This is a genomic window from Rhodococcus sp. KBS0724 (assembly GCF_005938745.2).
Classification (GTDB): Bacteria; Actinomycetota; Actinomycetes; order Mycobacteriales; family Mycobacteriaceae; genus Rhodococcus_F.
Genome location: NZ_VCBX02000001.1, coordinates 1,199,194 through 1,224,056, shown reverse-complemented (window position 1 = coordinate 1,224,056; position 24,863 = coordinate 1,199,194). Strand labels below are relative to the sequence as shown.

Genomic DNA, 24,863 nt, shown 5'->3' with positions numbered 1-24,863 from the left:
CTGCTCAGGAGGCAGTCAAGCCGTCGAGCAACATCCCGGACATCTCGACCGAGAGTTCCGCCGGCGACTGGTCCCGCTCCGGGTCGTACCAGCGCGGAATCCAGTTGATGGCTCCCATCACGGTGCGCACGACGAGTAGAGGGTCGAGGGCGGCTTTGAGACTGCCGTCCGCGACTCCCCTCTCGACCATGGCCGAGAGGCTCAGTTCGAATCCGCGCCTGCGCTCGACCGCTTCCTTCCGGTCAGCGGGCCGCAAGGCGTCGACTTCCAACAGTGCGGCGCAGGCACCCAGGTTCTCCGCAATCCGCTCCAGGTAATACCTGATCGCAAGCCGAAGTTGCTCTGCACCGGTAGTGGCGAGAGACGAGTGCTCCATCGCTGCGTCACCGATGTCGAGCGCTTCCTTGTGGCACTCGAACAGAATTTCCTGCTTGTCCCGCACATAGTTGTAGAGCGTGCCCTTGGCGATGTTGAGCGAGCGAGCGACGTCGTCGAGGGACGTGTTGTGGTACCCCTTTCGCCCGAATGCGCGAGAGGCCTCTTTCAAGACAGCTTGACGCTTGATCTCGCGGACCTGCTCACTCGTTTTGTGTTCATTCTCCCAGCGGGCCATTGCTCGGTGCTCCCCCTTTTTTTCGATGCAGACAGTCAGTGCCTAAGACTGCCGCGCCTACAAATGCCGATGCCTACAACCAAACAGATCCATTCGATTGTCATCGGTATGACACCACAGATCAATTCGATGACTGTGATGGCTAATGGAGTGAACATCAAGTATGACGTGTTTCTTCACAGGCGGCAGGGCCCGACTCGACGTCGGGCCCTGCCGCCTAGGTCACCGCGGTTCAGCTACAAACCGGTTCGCCCAATGCGTTGTGAGATCCGTTCTGGATCGTGACAAGTTCGAAGCACCCCAGAGCGACGCGATCGGTTGGGGACAGTTCCACCGAACCGAACCACGGACCGTCATCCAGGGTGAGCGAATCGTGAGCCTTCATGAGAGTTTCACGGTTCAGATCCTCACCTGCATCTTCGAGAACGGCCGCCAGAATCGTTGCGTTGGCAATGCCCACCATCGTCCACTGATTGGGTTCAACCCGTTCCCCGTACTGGCGGACTATGTCGTTGGCCGCCTTGACAACTGGGTCGGACTCATCTTGATAAGGCCTGACCGACAGGGCGGAAACGACGCCGTCCGCCGCACCACCGGCATTCGTTGCGACGCTCGAGTCGTAGCCGACCGACGACACGAGGGTCGGTACATTCCAGCCCAACCGTTCTATGGCGAGGAGCCCTTGCGTAGCGAACTTCGGAGCAGACGCGAACAGTAGGACGTCCACTCCCGCTTGACGCAGCGCAGTGATCTGCGTCGAGACATCGGCATCGGTGGTGCCGTAGCCCTCCGAGGCGTAGCGTCCGGCAAATGCAAGGGTCAATGCCGCGTCGACCGTCTTGCCAGAGTTGTCGTTCTGGTATAGCAAACCGACTTTGGCTCCTGGATGGGTTCTTTCGATGTAGTCGATCCACAGCGCCGATTCCATGCCGTATGTCGGCTGCATGATCGACACGGAGGGCATCGGTGGATCGACTAGTGCGTCCAGGCCGGTGATGGCAAGAAGCGTCGGTATCTCGTCCCGATTGTTGGTCGCCGCAACCGCGCTTTGTGTGGCGCCGCCGACTCCTCCGACGACGGCCAGCACTTCGTCGGACTTGACCAGTCTCGACGTCTCGGTCACGGTTTTCGCCGGATCGTAAGCATCATCGCGTACGACGAGGTCGATCTTTCGTCCGTGAATTCCACCGTCCGCGTTGACTTTCGCGAAATACGCCTGCATCCCCTTCGCGAAGCCGCTGTAGGAAGCTCCCGGACCGGTCAACGGGGCGGTCATGCCCAAGCGCACCGTATCTTCGGTGACGCCGACGACACTGGACTCATCCGACCCGCGGGCTTGGCCGCACGCAACCAGGGTGAGCGCCGTCGCACACGCGACCAGCACAGTGATTGGCTTCAATTTCTTTCTCCTTCTTCTGATGTTGCTTCGACTGTGATTCGTGCTGGTGCCGCGAGATCTGGAACCGGCGGTGTACCGGTGGCCGTCGTCCCTCGGCGCCCTGTGCGGAACAGGGCGCCGAGGCGCTGCGGAAGGCCGGACAGTCCCGTCGGCATCAGCAGGAGAACGAGAATCAGGACGATCCCGAAGACGGCCTGCGGGCCGAATGCCACGGAGAATCCCGACCCCACCGGTACGGAGATCTCTTCGAGATGGGTTTGCAGAAGATGTACGGCGCCGGCTCCGATGAATGCACCGACGATGGAACCGGTGCCACCGATGACGACCATGACCAATAGGTGGATGCCAAGCATGAGACCGAAGCTGTCCGGACTCACGAAGCCAACTGCAACGCTGTAGAGACCGCCGGCCAGCCCGGCGAGGAGTGAGCTGACGAGAAAGGCTTGCATCTTTGCGCGTCCTAGGCTGATCCCGATACCGCGAGCTGCGACGGGGCTGTCGTGCATCGCGCGGAGACCGAAGCCGACGGGTCCGCGCGCGATATTCCAAGTCAGCACACCGGCCACTATGGCGACGGCCAGAACCAGCAGGTAGAGAAACTGGTCGTCCGTGAGTGCAGGAATCGGTGAGTGCAGCGGCGGAATCGAAATCCCGTGCACCCCGCCGGTGACATCGGCGAAGTACTTGAGCAGGATTGGCGCCACGATCGCGAACGCACCGGTGAGAATCGCCAGATAGACGCCGTCGAACCGCACTGCAACGAGGCCGAGAAGCCATCCGATCAGCCCGGTAACCGCAACCCCTGCCGGGATCGCAGCGAGCACAGGCCATCCATGCTCGCTCGCGAGTATCGCAGTCGTGTACGCGCCGATTCCCAACATCGTTCCCTGGGCAAGGCTCAGCTGGCCGCTCAACCCGAGCAGCACGTACAAACCCAATGCTGCGATCCCGAAAATCAAGACCTGCACGAGATCCACTGGTGCAATCAGTGACGGTGCGAGAACAAGAACGAGCAGAGTCGGCAAGACCGAGGCACGAGCGAGCCCTAGTGCACGCCCGACAGCTACTCCGGCGATACCCGCAGCGACCAGAACGAGCCAACCGGGGATCCACGCAATGCTGTAGAGAACGCCATAGACCACCGCCGTGCAAGCAGCCCCGGCGACCGCCGCGATGTTTCTGCGTTTCGTCTGTCCGTTCATACCTTGACCACCGGTGCCTTTCCGAACAGCCCGCCCGGTTTGACCACCAGAACGAGAATCAGGGCGAGAAGTGTTACGACAATGCTCAATTCGGTACCGATGAGCTTGAAACCACTTGCGACTGCGTTCAACAATCCGAGAAGCAGGCCGCACACGACCACCCCGACGGGGCTCGTCATACCGGCGAGGACCAGCGTGGCAAAGGAGAACAAAAGCAACGCGTAGGCCGTACTCGGGTCCAGGAGAAGCAGATTCACGGCGAGCATTCCGGCGATTGCACCGACTGCGGACGCTAGACCCCACCCCAATGAAATGATCCGGTGGTTGCCGATACCCATGAGCGACGAGGCTGTGGGGTTGTCGACCACGGCGCGCATCGCCAGCCCGACCCGCGTCAAGCGGAACAGTGCCGTCAAGCAGATCATCACACAGGCTGCGGTGCCCAGAATCCCGATACTGACCCAACTGACGCGGGCATCTCCGATCTCGACGGTCCCGGTGGGGAACGGCGACGGGAACGATTTCGGTCCCGCCGGCCACCAGTCTCGCTGGAAGCTGTTGAACATCATGAACAGCCCGATCGTCACGATCATGACAGTGAGCGGATTGGCCGCCCCTGCAGGCCGGACGAAGATTCGCTCGACCACGACACCGAGCACGAACGAGAAGAGAACCGTCGCAGCAAATCCCAGCCACAGACTCACACCGAGGCTCACGATCAACGACCAGGCCACGTACGTACAGAAGACCGCCATCTCCCCTTGAGCGAAGTTGAGGACGCCAGTGGATCGGTAGACCATCAGCAATGACAATCCGACGAGTCCGTAGATCACGCCGATCGCCACCCCGTCCACGACGAGTTGCAAGCTCAGATTCATGCCGTTTCTCCCAGATAGATTGCTCGCAGTGACTCGTCCGACCGGATCTCGTCAGCGGTTCCGGAAACACTGATCCGCCCCGATGCCATCACGTGCGCGTGCGATGCGATAGATAGCACCGTCGTGATGTCTTGCTCCACAACAAGTACGGTGAGATCAAGGTCCCGACACACTTCCCGCAAGGTGCCGTATACCGCGGCAACAATCTTCGGCGCTAATCCCAGTGATGGTTCGTCCAGAAGCAGCAACTCCGGCTGCGCCATGAGTGCGCGCCCGATCACCAACATCTGTTGCTCGCCGCCGGACAAAGTACGCGCTGTCTGCGATGTTCGGGCAGCAAGCACGGGGTAGTACTCGAGGACACGATCGAGCATCGACCGGTCGACGCGGCGTCGACCGACGCGATGACTGCCCAAGCGGAGATTCTCGAGCACCGTGAGGTTGCCGAAAATCTCACGTCCTTCCGGGACTGTCGCGATACCCGCCCGGGCGATTCGCTCGGGAGACATGGACTCGAGGCGCCGACCTTGCCAGACGACCGATCCGCCAATCGGCCGGACGAGGCCGTTGACAGCTTTGACGATGCTGGACTTCCCAGCGCCGTTGGCGCCGAGCAATGCGACCACTTCGCCTGGCGCACAGGCGAGATCGATACCATCGACTGCTGCAACAGCGCCGTAGGAGACCGTCACTCCAGTCAGCTCAAGCATATTCACCTCCCGCTGGAACGCCGAGGTATGCCTCGATGACCTTTGGATTCGAACGGACTTCGACCGGCGTCCCCTCGGCGATCGGCTTTCCGGCGTCGAGCACGTGAATGCGGTCGCTGATCGACATGACCAGCGGCATGTGATGTTCGACCAGGAGAACCGACACGTCGAGGTCGGTCCGGATCCGTGTGATGGACTCTCCGAGTTCGTCGAGATCGGCATGGGTCAATCCTGCTGCCGGTTCGTCGAGGAGCAGCAGACGTGGTCTGCCCACCATTGCTCTACCGATGTCCACACGCTTCTGCACCCCGTAGGGCAGGGCGGTCACGGGAAGATCCAACAATTCTTCGAGACCGAGCCGACGAGCCACGTCCAGAGCAGCGGACCGCGCCGAACCAACGAGCCCGGAACATCGCCTTGTCCAGACGGCACCCGCGAAGAGTCCACACCGATCGACCGCCGCATAGCCCACGGCCAAGGTTTCCGCGACTGTCATCGAACCGAAAAGCTCGAGCCCCTGATAGGTCCGGCCGATTCCCAGACCCGCGATCGCATGGGCAGGAAGTTCGAGAAGATCCTTGCCCTTGAATCTCACCTGGCCTGCCTGCGGATCAACTATCCGCGTAATCACGTTGAACGCGGTCGACTTTCCTGCACCGTTGGGCCCGATGAGCGAAACGATCTCCCCCTCGCCCACCTCGAGGGATAGCCCGTCGAGGGCCTTGAGCCCGCCGAAGCGAACTTCGATATCCGAGACTTCCAACATTGCCGCTCCAAAATGGCCTCATGGTCAATTACTTGACTTTCAAGTCATCGATTGATGTGATGCACACCATAAGGGTGAAGATTTCTCCTTGTCAATGCCGACCCGACCGTGACCCGAAACATGAAAAGGACTGGGACAGTGCGCTCTTTTACAACACCATCAATCGAGAACGTCACCTTCGGCGAGGGAGCGTTGGAGGCTCTGCCCGAGCGACTCGGATCCGTCGGAGGTACCCGGGCGCTCGTCGTCATGTCTGCATCCCTGGCCAGAGGCAGCGTCGGTGAGCGGGTGCGGACGGTCTTGGGCAGTGCGGGAATCGGCACCTTCGCCAGAACACCTCAGCATGTTCCTCGGGAAGCCGTCCTCGCCGCCGCGCGGATGGCCAAAGAATGCGGCGCTGACAGCGTGATCAGCGTCGGTGGCGGTACGTCGATCGACTGTGCCAAGGGCGTCGCGATGTGCCTTTCTCAAGGCCTCACCGAGTTGTCCCAACTTGACGCGTACCGCGCACTTCGAACAACGGACGGCGAGGTCATCCTTCCGAAGGAACTCGAATCAGCCATCCCGCACGTGTCGATTCCTACGACACTGTCTGGCGCCGAGCACACCGACATCGTCGGCATCAGCGATACTCGGACCCACGCCAAGCACGTCTTCCGCTTCCGGGCTCTGGCTCCTCGCGCCGTCATTCTCGACCCACACGTAGCTGCGTACACCCCTCCACCGCTCTGGGCAGCGTCGGGAATCAGAGCACTGGATCACGCAGTCGAGAGCATCCTGGCCAACGGGAGCATTCCTTTCGTCGATGCTCTCGCTACGAAGGCGATACGCATGCTCGACGAGCACTTGGCGCACAGCACATTTCATCCCGACGACGTAGCCGCTCGGTCAGCGTGCCTCGAAGCCGCTTGGCTGGCAATCTTCGGAATCACGAACACTGGAGCCGGACTGTCGCATGCAATCGGCCATCAGCTCGCGACTCGGTTCGACCTCCTTCACGGAGTGTCGTCGGCGATCATGCTCCCGACGGTAATGGAATTCAACGCTCCAGTAACCCGAGAGAAACTCGCACTCATAGCCGCAGCCTTCGGGAACACCGACGACGGGAAGGTCTCGTCGTCTCCCGAACTCGTCCGACAGTTCATCGGCAAGTTGCCTGTACCGAACCGAATCTCGACGGCAGGAGGCAATCGCGCACACTTCGCCGAGATGGCTGCGGAGATCGCGGGCGACATCTCCATGGCATCCAACCCCCGACCCGTGACCGAGAGCAGCATCGTCTCGCTACTCGAAGCGGCGTGGTGAAAACCACGCACGCCGGGTTATGACCAGTCAGGGATTCGAGCGCGGGCGGGCGGCCATTCTCTGGGGACGTAGTCCACTTCGGTCGAGATCGACCGAAGCCAGGCACCCCACGCAAAAGGTGCCCGGCTTTCGAATCGACTTACGACTGCTCGATCACCAACAGCAAGTCACTTCCCTCGACCTGTGCCGGCGGCGCAATCGCCAGCCTGGTCACGGTTCCCGCACACGCCGCCGTGATCGAGGCCTCCATCTTCATCGCCTCGATGGTGGCAACTGTGTCCCCGGCGGAAACCTGTTGCCCCGGTTCGACAGTCAGGGTCACAACTCCGGCAAACGGTGAAGGGACGTGTCCGGCGACGGTCCGATCTGCCTTCTCTGCAGCGGGAACCGTGTCGGCAATGCTCCGGTCACGCACCGAGACCGGCCGCAGTTGACCGTTGAGAATGCACATCACTGTGCGGAACCCGCGCTCGTCCGGCTCCGAGATCGCCTCGAGCCCGATGATCAACTCCACGCCGGGTTCGAGTGTCACACGGTGTTCCTCGCCGCGGCGCAATCCGTAAAAGTACTGATTAGCCGACAGCCTGGACGTATCTCCGTACTGCTCGCGATGATCGAGAAATTCCTTCGTCGGGCCGGGAAACAGCAACCGGTTCAGCGTCGAGCGCACCTGTGTGGATTCTCCGCCGAGCGCTTTGCTGTCATCCTCGGACAATGGCACTTCAGGTTTCGCCGGCCCACGCCCTTCCAATGCCTTCGTGCGGAAAGGCTCCGGCCAACCGGCGGGCGGAGTCCCCAGTTCGCCACGCAGAAAGCCGATCACGGATTCGGGAAGATCGAATTTTGCCGGGTCCGCGGCGAATTCGTCGGAACTCACACCGGTACCTACGAGGTGGAGAGCCAAGTCTCCGACCACCTTCGACGACGGTGTCACCTTGACCAATCGGCCGAGCATCCGATCTGCCGCCGCGTACTTCGACTCGACGTCCTCGAATCGGTCGGCGAGCCCCAGAGCCGCTGCCTGGGTGCGCAAATTGGAAAGCTGACCACCGGGGATCTCGTGGGTATAGACGCGTCCGGTTGGTGCCGGAACGCCGGACTCGAACGGTGCGTACACCTTTCGTAGCGACTCCCAGTACGGTTCCAGATCGCAGACGGCCCCGAGATCGATTCCGGTGTCGTACTCGGAATGAGCCGCAGCGGCCACGATCGCCGACAGTGCCGGTTGACTGGTGGTTCCGGCCATGGGAGCGGATGCGCCGTCGACTGCGTCGGCGCCGGCTTGCCACGCCGCAAGGTAGGTCGCGAGTTGACCACCCGGAGTGTCGTGGGTATGCACATGCACCGGGAGATCGAAGTTGCTCCGCAGTGCGGACACGAGTGTTGCGGCCGCCGGTGCGCGAAGCAACCCGGCCATGTCCTTGATCGCGAGAACGTGCGCTCCCGCTTCCACTATCTCCTGCGCGAGGCGCAGGTAGTAGTCGAGTGTGTAGAGCTTCTCCGCGGGATTCGACAGGTCACCGGTGTAACTCAGCGCTACTTCGGCGACGGTCGTTCCGGTCGCCCGTACCGCATCTATGGCCGGGCGCATCTGATCGACGTTGTTGAGCGCATCGAAGATCCGGAAGATATCGACGCCGGTTCGGGCTGCTTCGTCCACGAATGCAGTGGTCACCCTCTCCGGATACGGCGTGTACCCGACGGTGTTACGGCCGCGCAGAAGCATCTGCAGGCAGATGTTCGGCACCGCCTCGCGCAACGCCGCGAGCCTGTCCCACGGGTCCTCCTTCAAGAAGCGAAGCGCCACATCGTAAGTCGCTCCTCCCCAGGCTTCCACGGACAGCAGTTCCGGAGTCATCCGAGCAACATGGCCGGCCACAGCGAGGAGACCGCTGGTCCGCACTCTGGTCGCGAGCAGTGACTGATGTGCATCACGGAACGTTGTATCCGTGACCGCCACTGCCTTCTGCGCCCGCAGCGCGGCGGCGAAACCGTCGGGACCCAGCGCCGTGAGCCGCTGCTTCGAACCGTCCTTCGGCGCCGCCGCCCCGTCGATCTTCGGGAGTTTGTCGTGCGGATAACCCTTCGACGGCCGCTCGCCGTGCGGTCGGTTCACCGTCACGTCGGCGAGATACGTGAGGATCTTCGTACCTCGATCTGCCGACGCCCGCGACGTGAGAAGCCCCGGACGCTCCTCGATGAACGACGTCGTCACCTCGCCGGCCCGGAAGTCCGCATCGTCGAGAACCGCTTGCAGGAAGGGAATATTGGTGGATACTCCTCGAATGCGGAATTCGGTAACTGCACGCCTGGCGCGCGAGATGGCCGTAGGGAGATCGCGTCCACGGCAGGTCAGCTTGACCAACATGGAATCGAAATGCGCACCGACTTCCGCGCCCAGCGTCGCGCCGCCGTCCAGGCGTACGCCTGCACCGCCCGGCGTACGGTAGGCAGTGATCCGTCCGGTGTCCGGGCGGAATCCGTTGGCGGGATCCTCAGTGGTGATCCGCAATTGAAGCGCTGCGCCGCGCAGAACAATCGACTCCTGGCGAAGACCCAGATCCGACAGCGTCTCACCCGAGGCAATTCGGAGCTGCGACTGAACCAGATCGACATCCGTCACTTCTTCGGTGACGGTGTGCTCCACTTGAATTCGCGGATTCATCTCGATGAACACATGATTGCCCCGGGTATCGAGCAGGAACTCGACGGTACCGGCACACGAGTAGTTTATTGCCCGCGCAAACGCAACCGCATCGGCACAGATCTTCTCGCGAAGGCCGGCCGGAAGGTTCGGGGCGGGCGCGAGTTCGACGACCTTCTGATGGCGTCGTTGCACGCTGCAATCCCGCTCGAACAAGTGGATGACGTTGCCCTCGCCGTCAGCGAGGATCTGCACCTCGATGTGACGAGGATCGACCACTGCCTGCTCGAGGAAGACCGTCGCATCACCGAACGCCGACTCCGCTTCGCGGGCAGCCGCTTCGATCGATTCCCGCAACTTCGAGCGTTCAGCGACCCGGCGCATCCCTCGCCCACCGCCACCGGCAACGGCCTTCACGAAGATCGGGAACTCCATCGACTCCGACGCGCTCATCAGCGCGTCGATATCGGTGGACGGCTCGGAGGACTCGAGAACCGGCAGTCCAGCCGCTCGAGCCGCCGCAATCGCGCGGGCCTTGTTTCCCGTCAACTCCAGCACCTGCGCCGATGGTCCGACGAACGTGATACCCGCCTCGGCGCATGCCGCCGCGAGTTCCGGTTTCTCCGAAAGGAATCCGTATCCGGGGTAGATCGCGTCGGCACCGGCCTTCCGGGCGGCGGCAATTACCTCCGGAACCGACAGGTAAGCACGGACAGGGTGCCCCTTCTCCCCGATCTGATAACTCTCGTCGGCTTTGGACCGGTGGATCGAGTTTCGATCCTCGTACGGGAACACGGCCACCGTTCCGGCGCCTAGTTCGTAGGCGGCCCGGAATGCGCGGATCGCGATTTCGCCTCGGTTGGCGACAAGCACTTTGGAGAACATGGAGATAAAACCTTCGCTGTCGGGTGTTCTGTGCGGCGAAACACGCATGGCCCGCACGTATCGTGCGGGCCATGCAGGGGGGCGTCGACGAGGCCAGGAGACGGTGATGCCAGAACCGAACCTCGTCGACGCAAGTCTCAGGCGACGACGGTAAAAAGTGTCATGCCACGACCGTGCGCTGTGGCACACCGGAATACTGGCTCAGTGGCCTGATCAACGCATTGGACTGTCCTTGCTCGATGATGTGCGCGGTCCATCCGGTGATCCGGCTCATCACGAAGATCGGCGTGAACATCTCGACGTCGAAGCCCATGAGGTAATACGCCGGGCCCGTGGGGAAATCGAGATTCGGTTTGATGCCGGTGGCACTGACCATCGTCTTCTCGAGGATCTCGTACATCTGCACCCACTTCTCACCGTCGGTTACTTCCGCAACGTCGATGAGGGCCTGTTTCATGGTGGGAACCCGCGAGTCGCCGTTCTTGTAGACACGGTGGCCGAAGCCCATCACTTTGTCCTTGGCTGCCAGCTTCGCCGACATCCACGCCTCGGCGCGATCGGGGTCTGCGATCTCGAGCATGTCGTGCATGACGGCTTCGTTAGCGCCGCCGTGCAACGGGCCTTTGAGCGTACCGATAGCCGCTGTCACGGCGCTGTAAATGTCGGACAGCGTCGAGGTCACCACGCGGGCAGCGAAAGTGGAAGCATTGAATGAGTGCTCCGCGTACAGGATCAGCGAGACTTCGAAGGCCTTCACGATCGCCGGTTCCGGGACACTCCCGAAGCACATGGTGAGGAAGTTTTCGGCGAAACCCAGTTCGGACTGCGGCGCGATGGGGTCCTGGCCGCGACGACGACGGAAATCGGCAGCGACAATCGTCGGCAGGATTGCCGTCATGCGCAGGGCCTTGGCAAGATTCTCCTGCGCCGAATTGTCGTCCTCCGCCGGGTCTTCGGCCCCGAGATAACTGATGGCAGTGCGAACCACATCCATCGGGTGGCAGTTGTCCGGCATCTTCGCCAGCAGTGACAGCAGTGACCGATCGGCGCGGCGAGCCGCACGCTCACGCAGACAAAGCAATTCGAGTTGCTCGGGAGTCGGCAGTTCGCCGTACCAGAGCAGATACGCAACTTCTTCGAAGCTGCAGTTGGCGGCAAGATCCTGCACCGCGTAACCGCGATAAGTCAACGAATTCGTCTCGGGTACTACCTTGGAGATCGCCGTCGTATCAACGACAACTCCCGCTAAGCCCTTGTAGATCGTCGGAATCTGTTCGGTCATGTCCTACTCCCCTCCACGCTGAAATTGAAAATGCCACTGTCGAATTCGTTGTACCGTTCGTACTCGAGAATTTCGTAGAGCCGGCTGCGGTGCTGCATCTCGCCGAGCAATCCCTCCTGGGTGCCTTCTGCGTGAATTTCGCGCAGTCCCTTCTCGATCGCGAACATCGCCAGACGCAGGGTGGTCACGGGGTAGATGACGGCATTGAAGCCAATCTCTTCCAACGTCTTCGCGGAGAGGAGATTCGACTTTCCGAACTCGGTCATGTTGGCAAGCAACGGAATATCGACTGCGGCGCGGAACTTCTCGAAGTCGGCTTCGGTGGCGAGTGCCTCCGTGAAGATCAGATCAGCTCCGGCGTCGGCATATGCCTTTGCCCGCTCGATCGCGGCATCGATACCGTCGATTCCTGCGGCATCGGTACGAGCGCAGATCACGAAATTCGGATCGCGCCGTGCCGAGACAGCGGCGCGTACTCGGCGCACCATGTCCTCGGTCGGCACGATTGCCTTGCCATCGAGGTGCCCGCACCGCTTAGGGTTGATCTGATCTTCGAGATGCAGACCGGCAATGCCGTCGTCCTCGAAGATCGTGACCGTGCGGGCAGCACTCATGGGTTCACCGAATCCGGTGTCCGCGTCGACGAGCGTCGGAAGGTCGGTGACGCGAGCGATTTGCTTGCTGTGTCCGGCTACCTCGGTGAGCGTGGTCAATCCGATATCGGGAAGCGCCAGTCCGGCAGAATACGCACCGCCGGACACGTAGACACCTTCGAACCCGATTTCCTGAATCAACTTGGCTGTCAACGGGTTAATCGCACCAGGCAGACGTTGGATCTTGCCCGACGTCAAGCCTGCCCGGAAAGCGACGCGCTTGTCTGCTGCCGACGTCGACGCCGCGATGAGGCCCGTCATCAGAAGATCCCCTTGGTGACCTTGGGAGCCCGAGCGAGCACGTCGTCGGAAACGGTGAAGGTGAGCTGATCGAGCTCGCCGGCCTTCAGCTGCGCTGTGCGCTGGGCGGCGTCGAGGAAGCGATCCTGTTCGCTCGGCTCGATGACGCCCTCGGCGAGGGTGCGGAACTTGGCGATGTACTGATCGCGAGCGAAGGGGCGCGCCCCGAGCGGATGGGCGTCGGCAACTGCCAGTTCGTCGATGATGAGTTCGCCACTCTTCAAGGTGATTTCGGCGCGAGCACCAAATGCCTTCTCGTCCGGATCCGTCGAGTGGTAACGACGAGTCCATTCCGGATCTTCACGCGTGGAGATCTTGTTCCACAACTCGATCGTGTCCGGGCGCTGTGCACGCTCGGGAGCGTACGAATGCTCGTGATGCCACGTACCGTCCTGCAAGGCAACCGCAAAGATGTACATCACCGAGTGGTCGAGGGTTTCGCGTGACGCGGTGGGGTCGAACTTCTGCGGATCTCCGGAGCCCGTGCCGATCACGACGTGGGTGTGGTGACTGGTGTGCAGGACGATCGACGCAATCTGATCGAGATCACCTACGCGGGAGCGCATCCGACGCGCGAGGTCGATCGGAGCCTGGCTCTGGTATTCGGCGGAATGTTCCTTGGTGTAGGAATCGAGGATCGCGCGCTTGCTCTCACCGGCGCCAGGCAGCGGGACATGGTATTCCTTCTCGGGTCCACCGAGCATCCAGGCGATGACGCCGTCTTCGCCTTCCCAGATCGGCGAAGGTGCACCTTCCCCGCGCATCGCGCGGTCGACAGCTTCGACGGCAACCTTGCCGGCCAACGCGGGAGCGTATGCCTTCCAGCTGGAGATCTCACCTTTACGGGACTGACGGGTGGCCGTCGTCAGGTGCAGTGCCTGACCGATCGCCTGGTAGACCGTCTCGGTGTCGAGACCGAGCAGGGTTCCGATACCGGCGGCAGCCGAGGGGCCGAGGTGTGCGACGTGGTCGATCTTGTGCTCGTGCAGGCAGATAGCCCGAACCAAGTCGATCTGAATTTCGTAGCCTGTTGCGAGTCCGCGGATCAGGTCCTTGCCGTCGCGTCCCGTGTGCTGGGCGACTGCGAGGATCGGCGGAATGTTGTCACCCGGGTGCGAGTACTCGGCCGCGAGGAACGTGTCGTGGAAGTCGAGTTCACGAACCGCTACGCCGTTGGCCCAAGCGGCCCATTCCGGTGAGAACGTTCCGGGGATACCGAACACGGTGGAGCCGGGCGTATACGGATGAGACTGCGCTTGAGCACGCGCGTTCACCACCGGACGCCGCACGAGGGAGGCGGCGGCGACCGCCGCATTGTCGATGATTCGGTTGACGATCATGTCGGCGCTCGCGTCGGCAACCTCGACTGAATCTGTCGCAACTTCCGCGATCTTCCACGCCAGATGCTCGTCTTTGGGGAACTCTTCGGCCGAACGGCGAGTGCGTACGAGATGCGTCTTCATGATCCTCTTTCCACGTGTTTCGGTATCTATTTGCACGCTACGCAGCCCGGAGGACCCAGGAAAAGAGCTTGCACATGCCTATTTGTGCAACAACGACCTTGCAATGTTGCGAACGTTGCGAATTTCGCCTCGGTAGTGTGATCTTCCATCAGTACCGAGGAGATTCGATGAAAAAGATGTACGCGGGCGCCCGTCTACGGCGCCTCCGAGACGAGCGCAACCTGTCACAGTCCGCGCTCGCGAAGGTGCTCGGACTCTCCCCGAGTTACGTCAATCAACTCGAGAACGATCAACGTCCGCTGACAGTCCCGGTTCTGTTGAAACTCAATTCCGAATTCGACCTCGACGTCCAGTTCTTCGCATCGGACTCCGATGCCCGGCTGGTTGCCGACGTCCAGGAAGCTCTCGCCGAGACATCCGAATCCGGCGAGGTATCCCTGGCCGAAGTAGACGAGTTGGTAGCGCGGATGCCGGCTGTCGGACGCACGTTGGTGATGCTGCACCGGCGGTTGCATGCCGCGACAGAGCAACTCGATCAATTTTCCACGCAGTTATCCGGTGATGCAGTACCCGAGACCACCTTGATGCCCATGCCGTACGAAGAGGTCCGCGACTTCTTCTACGATCGCCGCAATCACATCTCAGCCCTCGACGACGCCGCGGAGAGGCTGTTCGTCGACAACGCATTGTCCATCGGAGCACTCGATCTTCAGCTGGCCAGGCTGTTGCGCGATCAACACGGCGTCACGGTCCGAATCCGCACCGATGAGCCGGACAAGTTGGGGCCCAAACGGTTCTACGACGCCGACAAGTCGATTCTCACCCTGGCCCGCCGGCTCTCCGCCGGGCAACGCGCCTTCCAGATCGCCATGCAATTGGCCTTCTTCACCCAGGCAGATCTCATTGATTCCATTGTGGCAGAAGATGAATCGTTGACCGCCGAGTCGGCCGCACTGGCCCGCGTCGGGCTGGCCCACTATTTTGCCGGTGCGCTACTGCTTCCTTACACGCACTTCCTGAACTCTGCCGAGAACCTGCGCTACGATATCGAACTTCTGAGTCTGAAATTCGAGGTCGGGTTCGAGACGATCTGTCACCGACTCTCCACTCTGCAGCGGCACGGGCAACGGGGCATACCCTTCTTCTTCGTTCGAACCGATCGTGCCGGAAACATCTCGAAGCGGCAGTCCGCCACGGCATTCCACTTCTCAAGGGTGGGCGGCAGCTGCCCTCTGTGGGTGGTGCACGAAGCATTCGCCGGCCCAGGCCGCATCCTCACCCAGGTCGCGAAGATGCCGGACGGGCGGACTTATCTGTGGATTGCGCGCACTACTCACAGCAGCGGCCTTGGCTATCTTGCTCCTGAGCGTAATTTTGCCATCGGGCTCGGCTGCGACATCGCCTACGCCGACCGCATGGTCTATTCACGCGGCATTCAGACAGATGACCCCGCTACCATCGTTCCGATCGGGGCAGGATGCAAGGTGTGCGACCGACTGTCGTGCGCTCAACGCGCGTTTCCTCAGCTGGGCCGACCGGTATCGGTGAGCGAAAACAGCAGTAGTCATCTACCTTATCCGCAGGAGTGATCGTGACAACAGTTTGATTCAGGCTGATCCGATGTCCGAAAATCCTTGCCACACAACCCTCCACGGATAACACTGGGACTCAACCATCTTCGAGCGATCGAGAGTCCTGGCTCCCCGACGTCGCAGCAACCCCCTCTTTTCGAGGTGTGGGTGCTTTCTGCCAGGTCCGATGGAGGATTCGTGAACGCCGACCGACCCCGCACGTCAGTGCGGAATGCCGCAGTCATCGTGATCGTGGGCGGCGGTCCTCGAGGCACCGGAGTACTCGAACGCATCCTCGCGCAGGAAGCGGTGAACGCAGACCCGACGCCGCTCGAGATTCATGTGGTCGACCCGTATCCAGCAGGTGCCGGACGCATCTGGCGTGGCAGCCAAGCCCCCCTCTTGTGGATGAACTCCACCACCGCCGATGTCACGATGTTCACCGACAACACGACAACCGTCGACGGCCCGATCGTGCCAGGTCCGACCCTGGCCGAGTGGGTCGCCCAGAACGCAGACGAGCTCCGCGCTTTTCCCGAAATCGCGGACGAGGTACCCACCGTCACACCCGCGTCGTTTGCGTCGAGATCCTTGCAAAGCCGCTACTTGCATTGGGTATTCCAGTCGGCTGTCGACTCGGCCCCGCTGCACGTCGACGTTCGGATTCATCGTCGATCAGTGGTCGACATCGAGGACACGGACGGTGCGCAAATCGTCCATCTGGACAACGGTGACGTGATCGAAGCAACAGGTGTCCTGTTGGCTCAGGGCCATCCGGACGCGTTGGCTGCTCCGCGGGAAATTCAACTGAGGGACTTCTCCTCCGAACACCACTTGACCTACGTCGGTCCCGGATACACCGCAGACCTCGACGCCGACGTCATTGCCGAAGGTGAGCCGGTGTTGATCGCGGGCCTCGGGCTGGCGTTCATCGACTGGATGGTTCTCCTCGCCGAGAGTCGCGGTGGTGTCTTCGAACGAGCCGACAACGGCAGCCTCGTGTACTCACCGTCAGGTCGGGAACCTCTGCTGTATGCAGGATCTCGCCGAGGAGTTCCCTACCACTCCAAGATCTCGTACTCGATCGAAGACGCTCGACCACCGCTACCGAAGTTCTTCACCGCAGATCTTGTACCGGGCGACGGCCCACTCGACTTCCGCGAAGATATCTGGCCGTTGGCCTCGAAAGAACTGGCGGGCGCCCACTATTACGAACTTTTTGCTGCACATCCGGAACGGACCGTGGGCACGTGGGAAGAGTTCGACTCCGAATTTTCCTCGCTCAGTTGGGGATCACCGCATCTGGACGAATTGATCGAGAACGCCGTACCGAAAGCGGAAGACCGAATCGACCTGGAGCGGCTCAATCGTCCCCTCGGCAACGAACGCTACGACGGATTGGATGCAGTTCAGAAACGGATCGGTGAATACGTCAGAGCCGATATTTCGCGCAGATCGGACCCGTATTTCAGCGCCGATGCCGCCGTCTTCTCGGCACTGCTGTCGTCGTACATGACCGTCGGAGAGTTGTTGCGCCGTGGCCGAATCCCAGCGGAATCGGTCGCCAAGGACGTCGAGGGCTGGCTGCATTCCTTCTTCAGCTTCATTGCCAGTGGTCCGCCACCGGAGCGACTCGAGCAACTGCTGGCACTCAACGAAGCAGGCGTAGTGCAGTTTCTGGGCCCCGACACCGTCTTCTCCACCGAGATAGATCCGTCGACCGGAGACGGACTGTTTGTCGCGCGCAGCGCATCTCATACCGACATCGTGGCTACGCGCACCCTCATCGAAGCGCGCTTGCCCGTTGCCTCCATCAGCGCAAGCGGCGACGCACTACTGCGGTCCCTGCACAGCCGCGGCGAGGCAGTTGAGCTACGAGCCACGCCCGACAGCGCCGCAAAGCTGGCTGTGGACGGGACGTCGCGAGTCCGCCACGCCGACAACACAGTCCATCCCCGTCGATTTGCGGTCGGACCGTGGGTCGCCGGCCACAACTGGTCTGCGGCATTCCCCCGTCCACGTACCAATGCGGGGTTCTTTCGCCACAACGACGCGTTGGCTGCGGAGATCCTGGGCGCGACATGACTGTGCGCCCTCCCGGTAGCGTTCACTACCGGAAAGGCGCACGTGGGCTCTGCCCCTAGCTGAACACCAACTCACCCTCGTCGACGGCGACGGTGATGCTGCCACCCTCTTCGAGGAGATCGTCGAGCAGCATGTCGGCAATCTTGTCGTCGACCACCCGCTGGATCGAGCGGCGCAGCGGCCGGGCCCCGAACTCGGGCTGGTGCCCGTGCTCGGCGATCCAGTCCACGGCGTCCGCTGTGAACTCGATCTCGATGCCCTTGGACTGCAGTCGCTTACGGCTGTCCTCGAGCAACAAGTCCGTGATCCGGTGCAGTTGCTCGGTATCGAGCTTGCGGAAGATCACGATCTCGTCGATACGGTTGAGGAACTCGGGCCGCATCGACTCGCGCAGGCGAGCCATCACACGATCCCGCAGCGGCTTCTCAGCCGATTCGGCATCACCGGTGATGAAGCCGAGGCCACCGGACTTGCTCGAGATGATGTCGGAGCCGAGGTTGCTGGTCATGATCACGACGGTGTTCTTGAAGTCCACCGTACGACCCTGACCGTCGGTCAGTCGTCCGTCGTCGAGCACTTGGAGCAAGGTGTTGAACACGTCCGGGTGCGCCTTCTCGATCTCGTCGAGCAGAATCACCGAGTACGGGTTACGACGCACTTGTTCCGTGAGCTGTCCGGCCTCGCCGTAGCCGACGTATCCGGGAGGTGCACCGACCAGCCTGCTGACCGTGTGCCTCTCACCGAACTCACTCATGTCGAAGCGCAGCATCTTGTTCTCGTCACCGAAGAGTGTGGCAGCCAGAGCTTTTGCCAGCTCTGTCTTACCGACACCGGTGGGTCCGAGGAACAGGAAGCTACCGACGGGGCGATTCGGGTCGCTCATACCGGTGCGGCTACGACGTACGGCGCGCGCGATTGCGCGAACAGCATCGTCCTGCCCGACCACACGGCTGTGCAGCTCCTCTTCCAGCCGGCGCAGGCGATCCTTCTCGGCCTGAGTCATCTGGCTGGCCGGGATACCCGTTGCGCGAGCGACAACTTCGGCAATCTGCTCCGCAGTCACGTCCGGTGTTTCCTCGGCGACGGGAGCCTGGGTCCCCGCCTTTTCGAGACGCTTCGTGACATTGTTGATCTCGTCACGCAGCTGCGACGCCTTCTCGTACAGTTCGTCGGCGACGGCTTTCTCCTTGTCGCTTTCGAGCTGCTCGAGACGCTGCTGCAGAGCAGCCGTATCGACGGTGGCCGTCTTGAGACGGAGCCGGGCGCCGGCCTGGTCGATCAGGTCGATTGCCTTGTCCGGCAAGAACCTGTCGCCGATGTAGCGCGCCGACAGTTCCACCGCAGCGGTGATCGCCTCGTCGGTGTAATGCACCTTGTGGTGATCCTCGTAGCGACTGCGCAAGCCACTCAAGATCGCGATAGCGTCCTCGATCGACGGCTCCCCCACCTGGACAGGCTGGAAGCGACGCTCGAGAGCGGGATCCTTCTCGATGTGCTTGCGGTACTCGTCGAGGGTTGTGGCACCCACGATGTGCAGTTCACCACGAGCGAGCTTGGGCTTGAGGATGTTTCCGGCATCCATCGCACCCTCGGCGCCGCCGCCGGCACCGGCGATGGTGTGCATCTCGTCGATGAAGACGATCAGTTCGTCCTTGTGCGCAGTGATCTCGTCGATGACCTTGGTAAGGCGTTCCTCGAAGTCACCGCGGTACCGAGTACCCGAGACCATGCTGGACAGTTCGAGCTGAACGATTCTCTTGCCCACCAACGAGTCCGGCACTTCACCGTCGACGATACGCTGGGCCAGTCCTTCGACGATGGCGGTTTTACCGACACCGGCTTCACCCACCAGAACAGGGTTGTTCTTGGTACGGCGGGAAAGGATCTCGATGGTCTGTTCGATCTCGTCGGCGCGGCCGATCACCGGGTCGACGCCGCCGTTGCGGGCGCGATCGGTGAGATCCACTCCGAACTTGTCGAGCATCGGAGTCGCGGAGTCACTCTCCTCGGCCGGTGCATTCGGATTCCGAACGGCATTCTGCAGCTTCTCCGGCGTTACACCGGCGGAAGCGAGCAGACGACCGGGGACGTGATCCGGGTCACCTGCCAATGCGATGAAAAGGTGTTCCGGGTCAATGTATGTCGACCCAAGCGCCCGGGCCACTTGGTGTGCCTCGAGTAGTGCAGTTTTGACGGCGCTGCTGAGCGTGGGTGCAGCGAAGCCACCCTGCTCACGGCCTTGCGGCAGCCGCTGGTCGATTGCCTCGACCACGGCTTTCGGGTCGGCCCCGGCGCGCTGCATGAGCGTGCGGACCGGGTCCTGCTCCGCCATGACGCGGAGAACGTGCAGTGCATCGAGATCCGAATCACCGCGAGCAGACGCTGCGCGAGCAGCCTCAGCCATGAGTTGCTGGGTGGCCCTGCTCATGAGCCGGGAAAGGTCGATGCGACCGGGACCCTCGGGCCCGAAGAATGCTGGCATTCCGAAGCCTCCTAATAGAAAGTTGAGCGTTACTGACTCAAGTAACGTGCGTGAGCCTCGATCAATTCCCGCGGGCTCAGATTTCTTTCAACACCTATCGGACGAAGATCGGTACCAGCTCTCGAAAAACGCCGTCGAACGGCAAAACGAGCTTCACGCATCGACTAGGGCATGTCTATGTTCCCGGGTGCAGGATGCCCTTCTGCATTACGGTGGCGACCGATCCAAGGGCCGTCAGGGGGATAGCGAAGAGAAGCGATCCCCAGAAAGAGGTCCAGTTCGCCAGCCCGGCGATGGACAAACCAACGAGTGCGGCGACGGCCAACCAGGAGACCCACTTTCGCACTGCTAATGCAGCCACCACAGGTGGTGTCGCGAGCAGCAGTCCCAGGCCGATCAGCGGCCAGACTCCCAGCACGTGGATGATGCGGTCATCGCACCGAAAGGAGGATCCGCTCTCGCCGGTCTTCGAGCACGCAAACGACACTTCAGCCATCGTCCACGAGGTCCCGACCCACACGGTGAAGGCCAACGCAGCCCCCACGGAGACCCACCACACTGCTCTCGACACGCACGCAGCCTAGCCCGGCGCGCGGCCGCCAATCGGGATGTCAACGGCAATCGACTCTCGATGCGAGACCAGTGAGTAGCCGATGATGTCCGGGTGACTCTGCCACTCGCGGGGCGGCCTCTCAACGAAAATCCATCAGCTCGTCGACGGCTACGGACTGCCGATGGTGGTGTTGAATGCAGCCATCGCGTGGACGCGGTGTTTATCAGACATGCCCTAGCTCATTTCACCCTCGCCGCCTGTCGATTTCACCGCCACTCGATCCCACAGCTTCTCGATCGGCGTCGAGAGCAGGAGAAGAAACAGCGGGAAGTACGACGTCACCGGAACGAGCACACTGAGAAGCAGCGCCACCACCAGTATCAGGAACGTGACAACCTCGGCCGTGAAATTCGGTTTTGCACCCTCCTCACTCAACGACGGGTTGCGGACCAGACCCCACGCGACCACCGCCAGGCATGCCGCGCTGGCGGCCATTGTTCCGATGTAGAGAGCCCTGGTTCCCAGATCCTGCGACGGCGCTGCAACCAGCGCCGTCGGGAAGGGCAGGAACACAATGGTCAGCACCCACAACCCCAGTCCGCGCACAACCACCTTGTCTGCGTCGATCACAAAACGAAGAAGCCGATGCTGCGACCACCACAGCCGGAAGATCACCAGAAAGCTCAGGGCAAAGGAGCCGAACTGCGCCGCGTTCTCATGCAGTAGTTCGGACGTGGTGCCGTGGTGGTCGCTGGTCAGCTCGACCAGCGGCAGGACGAGCAGCGTGATCGCGATGGCGACAATCGCGTCGATGAAAGTGACGTAGCGCTCGAAGTAACGAGTTCGTTCCGCAATCTCAGCCATTGCGGAAGCATAAGCTTCGCAACAAGAAACAGACCGGCGACGCCAGTTCCGGTGCCACAGCCATTGCACCGACGACGCTCATCGCACGCCGTTTGCCGCTGTCACTACCACCGTCATCGCGTAAGGGGCAGACAGAAGTCATGAATGAGCGCATCACTCACTACCGCAACGGAAAAATCTTCACGGCTGCCGAGGACGGGTGGGCCGAATCGATAGTCGTCGAGGATCAACAGCTCAGATTCGTGGGCGAAACCGTGTTTGCCGAAATCCTGGCTCCTGACGCCGTGGTGGTCGATCTCCACGGTGCAGTCGTACTTCCCGGTTTTGTCGATGCCCATACCCACTTGGTCATGATGGGATTTGCGCTGCAGAAGCTCGATCTACTCGATGCCACCGATCTAGCCGACATTCAGTCCAGCATCCAGCGATTCGCCGAATCGAACCCCGACTCGCCGCGTCTGCTTGGTCGCAGTTGGTTGTTCTCGGCACTGAACGGGCAGCATCCGACACGCGAGATGATCGACGCTGTGGTGCCCGACCGTCCGGTGTATCTCGACGCCAACGACGTTCATTCGGTCTGGGTGAACACCGCAGCCCTGCGAGAACTCGGCATCGATGCCGACACTCCCGACCCGATCGGCGGCCGGATCGGCCGAGACCCGGAAACCGGAGAAGCGACCGGGATGCTGTACGAGACCGCCGTGATGCTCTACGTGTGGCCGAAGCTGGCTGAACTCGCAACCGACCAGGACCGGGACACTGCGCTGGCGCTCGCCTTCCGCCGTTATCTCGAGGACGGCGTGACCGGCGCGGTGGACATGGCGCTCGGCCCGGACGAATTGCACTCGCTGGAAAGAGCTTTGGAAGCGGGGAAAGGAACGCTGCCACTACGAGTCGCTGCACACTGGCTGATGACGCGTGAGGACAACGAGGCCGACAACGTCAGGCAAGTTCACGATGCCATCGAGCTCCACAAACGCATCCAAGGGCCGTGGCTCCGCATTGCCGGAATCAAAATCATCGTCGACGGCGTAATCGACAGCTGCACTGCGGCAATGAAGGAGCCGTACTCGGATGGGACCAACGCCGAACCCATCTGGGATGTGGAGTCCTTGATACCCGTCGTGACCGCCGCAGACGCCGCAGGCCTGCAAATTGCCATGCATGCCATCGGCGACGAGGCGTCGGAGATCGGATTGACCGCGCTCGAATACGCGATCGCCACCAACGGAGACATTCCCAGGCGGCACCGGATGGAACACCTGGAGTCGATTACCAAGGACAACGTCAATCGTCTTGCCCGACTCGGCATCGTCGCCTCGATGCAACCGGTTCACGCGGATCCTGCAATTCAAGAAAACTGGCGGGCAATGCTCGGCGACTACCGTGTGAACCGCGCCTACCCGTGGCCCGAATTCACCGAGGCCGGTGCGGTTCTCGCATTGGGATCGGATGCTCCGACGGCGCCGCACCCGCCGCTGCCCAACATGTTCGTCGCTACCACGCGTAGGTCGGCCATCGATCCCTCGCTTGCTCCCAACCTTCCGCAGTACGCGCTTCCGCTTGCCGACGCTTTGGCGCACGCCACTCGCGACGCTGCGTACTCCTGCCGTTGGGAAAACCTGACCGGACAGCTCGTTCGAGGCAAGGCAGCCGACTTCGTCGTCCTGAAGCAAGACCCGTTCACCGAAGGCGCCGACTCACTCCTCACAACAGAGATCGCGATGACGGTTGTCGCCGGGTCTGTTCGATACCTCGACACCGCACAAAACCAGCAGTAGCCCAAGCACATTCATGATACTTTCGCCAAAATACCTACCAGATCGGCGGGTTCGTCGACGTACAGGCTGATCCTGTCGACTAGTCCGCTCTGGCGATAACGCGGGATCAACGCGGGCAGTTCGACGTGGATCGGTTGCCGCAGAGACACATCGACGTTGGTGCCGTCCAGATTCGGCACAATCAACCGGCTGCCTTCAATCTCCGGTGTTGTTGTGCCGAATCGGCGCACTTGCACGGCCGACTCCATGAGCTCTCGATCGATCGAGGCGACAACTACGCCGGACTGCCGCACCACGAAGCGTGTGTCCGTCACGAAGTGGGGGTGAACCCGATCCAAAGCCAGGTAGCCGAACAGCGCCACCAACGACCACACCGACGCCACTGCAAGAATCACCCGGAGCCACATCCACGGCACAAGGAGGTGCAGTACGGCCATTTCGATGACGGTAGCGACACCGAAAGCCACAGGAAGAACTAGCGATCCACCACTGGATCGAACAGCGACGGCGCCCTTCTCCATCACTGCGTCACGACCTCGAAGCCAGAGCCACAGCGCCCGATATTTTGCGCCCGAGAGTGTCATCGCCCATCGCCTTCGCTTGCCATTCTCGCCACGAGCGCGCGCTGAACCCGCAGCACTACCTCACGTTGCCCCCGGTCCGGTACAACATCGTCGAGCGAGATGGGCAGGCCTGGCCCGACCTCCGCAGACTGGGCTCTCAGGTCCGCAATTGCCTGCTCGTCGAATTGGGCCAGGATGCTGCACGACAACCGCTCTATCGTGCCCTCGACCGAAACCGGTTCCTTCCCTTCGATACTCGACCATTCCGACAGCAGCGCAACGTAGCGGGCACGCTTGTCGTCGTCCGCGATCACCACCGCGTAGGAGCGTAGGAACTGTTCCGGAGCGCTTCCCGTCATTGCGAGCACCTCAAGAAGATCCCGTTCACGCTCGAGCGCGCGCCGCACTCCCGGCGACGACGCAGTATCGACGGCCTCGGTCAGAGCTGACGCAACTTCTGCAGGCAAAGCAGACACGATGCGACCGCCCTCGGCGTCCGCGAGCATCGACGTCAGTCCGGCGTGCCGACGCGCCAGCTTTGCCTGTTCGACTTCCACTGCGCCGATCAGCGCTCGCAGATCGGCGACGGTATCGCTCACGCCTTCTTCCGAGGTGTCTGCGGAGAACAATGCCGCTATCGAACCCAGCGGAACACCCCGCTCGGCCAACCAGCGAATGCGGACCAACCGCACGACGTCGTCCATCGTGTACTCGCGGTACCCGTTTGCCCGCCGGACAGGTTCCGCGAGTAGTCCGAGCCGGTGGTAGTGCCGCACCGTCCTCGGAGTGGTCTGAGCCGCCTCCGCGAGCTGTCCTATTCGCATGCCTCCAGTGTCAACCATGACCTAGCGTCAAGGTCAAGGA

General features: G+C 61.7%; 19 protein-coding genes. 4 read left to right on the top strand and 15 right to left on the bottom strand.

Annotated features, from left to right (window positions below):
• Nucleotides 1-4 precede the first annotated feature (4 nt).
• From FFI94_RS05625 to FFI94_RS05600, 6 genes are all read right to left on the bottom strand, one after another.
• The gene (locus tag FFI94_RS05625; protein WP_138872119.1) at nt 5-613 is read right to left on the bottom strand and encodes a TetR/AcrR family transcriptional regulator; all 609 of its coding nucleotides are present in this window, start codon (nt 611-613) and stop codon (nt 5-7) included.
• 232 nt (nt 614-845) lie between these two features.
• Nucleotides 846-2,012, bottom strand: coding sequence for an ABC transporter substrate-binding protein (locus FFI94_RS05620; protein ID WP_138872118.1), 1,167 nt, complete (start codon nt 2,010-2,012; stop codon nt 846-848).
• Entirely contained in the window at nt 2,009-3,214 is a 1,206-nt protein-coding gene (locus tag FFI94_RS05615) for a branched-chain amino acid ABC transporter permease (protein WP_138872117.1), read from the bottom strand. The genes FFI94_RS05620 and FFI94_RS05615 overlap by 4 nt, the downstream gene beginning before the upstream one ends.
• Entirely contained in the window at nt 3,211-4,092 is an 882-nt protein-coding gene (locus FFI94_RS05610) for a branched-chain amino acid ABC transporter permease (RefSeq protein ID WP_138872116.1), read from the bottom strand. The genes FFI94_RS05615 and FFI94_RS05610 overlap by 4 nt, the downstream gene beginning before the upstream one ends.
• A complete protein-coding gene (locus FFI94_RS05605) occupies nt 4,089-4,802 on the bottom strand; it encodes an ABC transporter ATP-binding protein (protein WP_138872115.1) in 714 nt (237 codons plus the stop codon). The genes FFI94_RS05610 and FFI94_RS05605 overlap by 4 nt, the downstream gene beginning before the upstream one ends.
• A complete protein-coding gene (locus tag FFI94_RS05600) occupies nt 4,795-5,568 on the bottom strand; it encodes an ABC transporter ATP-binding protein (RefSeq protein ID WP_138872114.1) in 774 nt (257 codons plus the stop codon). The genes FFI94_RS05605 and FFI94_RS05600 overlap by 8 nt, the downstream gene beginning before the upstream one ends.
• A gap of 138 nt (nt 5,569-5,706) precedes the next feature.
• On the opposite strand from FFI94_RS05600, the gene FFI94_RS05595 reads away from it, so the two are divergent.
• Complete coding sequence (locus tag FFI94_RS05595; RefSeq protein WP_138872113.1) at nt 5,707-6,873, top strand: iron-containing alcohol dehydrogenase; 1,167 nt, start codon at nt 5,707-5,709, stop codon at nt 6,871-6,873.
• A 139-nt stretch (nt 6,874-7,012) separates the two neighbouring features.
• On the opposite strand, the gene FFI94_RS05590 is transcribed toward FFI94_RS05595, so the two are convergent.
• From FFI94_RS05590 to prpD, 4 genes are all read right to left on the bottom strand, one after another.
• A complete protein-coding gene (locus FFI94_RS05590) occupies nt 7,013-10,402 on the bottom strand; it encodes a pyruvate carboxylase (protein WP_138872112.1) in 3,390 nt (1,129 codons plus the stop codon).
• 160 nt (nt 10,403-10,562) lie between these two features.
• Nucleotides 10,563-11,684 (bottom strand): bifunctional 2-methylcitrate synthase/citrate synthase, encoded by a 1,122-nt coding sequence (locus tag FFI94_RS05585; protein ID WP_138872111.1) that lies wholly within the window; start codon nt 11,682-11,684, stop codon nt 10,563-10,565.
• Complete coding sequence (gene prpB / locus FFI94_RS05580) at nt 11,681-12,598, bottom strand: methylisocitrate lyase (RefSeq protein ID WP_138872110.1); 918 nt, start codon at nt 12,596-12,598, stop codon at nt 11,681-11,683. Before prpB ends, FFI94_RS05585 begins: the two co-directional genes overlap by 4 nt.
• The gene (prpD, locus tag FFI94_RS05575; RefSeq protein ID WP_138872109.1) at nt 12,598-14,100 is read right to left on the bottom strand and encodes a 2-methylcitrate dehydratase PrpD; all 1,503 of its coding nucleotides are present in this window, start codon (nt 14,098-14,100) and stop codon (nt 12,598-12,600) included. Before prpD ends, prpB begins: the two co-directional genes overlap by 1 nt.
• Before the next feature lie 167 nt (nt 14,101-14,267).
• On the opposite strand from prpD, the gene FFI94_RS05570 reads away from it, so the two are divergent.
• The gene (locus tag FFI94_RS05570; RefSeq protein ID WP_138872108.1) at nt 14,268-15,689 is read left to right on the top strand and encodes a short-chain fatty acyl-CoA regulator family protein; all 1,422 of its coding nucleotides are present in this window, start codon (nt 14,268-14,270) and stop codon (nt 15,687-15,689) included.
• 180 nt (nt 15,690-15,869) lie between these two features.
• Entirely contained in the window at nt 15,870-17,756 is a 1,887-nt protein-coding gene (locus FFI94_RS05565; RefSeq protein ID WP_260683861.1) for an FAD/NAD(P)-binding domain-containing protein, read from the top strand.
• A gap of 55 nt (nt 17,757-17,811) precedes the next feature.
• On the opposite strand, the gene FFI94_RS05560 is transcribed toward FFI94_RS05565, so the two are convergent.
• The 3 genes from FFI94_RS05560 to FFI94_RS05550 form a co-directional block, all read right to left on the bottom strand.
• Entirely contained in the window at nt 17,812-20,238 is a 2,427-nt protein-coding gene (locus tag FFI94_RS05560) for an ATP-dependent Clp protease ATP-binding subunit (RefSeq protein WP_138872107.1), read from the bottom strand.
• Between the two features lie 175 nt (nt 20,239-20,413).
• Nucleotides 20,414-20,809: an ABC transporter permease gene (locus tag FFI94_RS05555; protein WP_260683860.1), complete on the bottom strand. Its 396-nt coding sequence runs from the start codon at nt 20,807-20,809 to the stop codon at nt 20,414-20,416.
• 216 nt (nt 20,810-21,025) lie between these two features.
• Nucleotides 21,026-21,655: a TMEM175 family protein gene (locus tag FFI94_RS05550; protein WP_138872106.1), complete on the bottom strand. Its 630-nt coding sequence runs from the start codon at nt 21,653-21,655 to the stop codon at nt 21,026-21,028.
• A 140-nt stretch (nt 21,656-21,795) separates the two neighbouring features.
• On the opposite strand from FFI94_RS05550, the gene FFI94_RS05545 reads away from it, so the two are divergent.
• Entirely contained in the window at nt 21,796-23,436 is a 1,641-nt protein-coding gene (locus FFI94_RS05545) for an amidohydrolase (protein ID WP_138873612.1), read from the top strand.
• A gap of 11 nt (nt 23,437-23,447) precedes the next feature.
• Here FFI94_RS05545 and FFI94_RS05540 read toward each other — a convergent pair whose 3' ends face one another.
• Nucleotides 23,448-24,020 (bottom strand): hypothetical protein, encoded by a 573-nt coding sequence (locus FFI94_RS05540; protein WP_138872105.1) that lies wholly within the window; start codon nt 24,018-24,020, stop codon nt 23,448-23,450.
• Complete coding sequence (locus tag FFI94_RS05535) at nt 24,017-24,823, bottom strand: MerR family transcriptional regulator (RefSeq protein ID WP_260683859.1); 807 nt, start codon at nt 24,821-24,823, stop codon at nt 24,017-24,019. The genes FFI94_RS05540 and FFI94_RS05535 overlap by 4 nt, the downstream gene beginning before the upstream one ends.
• Nucleotides 24,824-24,863 lie beyond the last annotated feature (40 nt).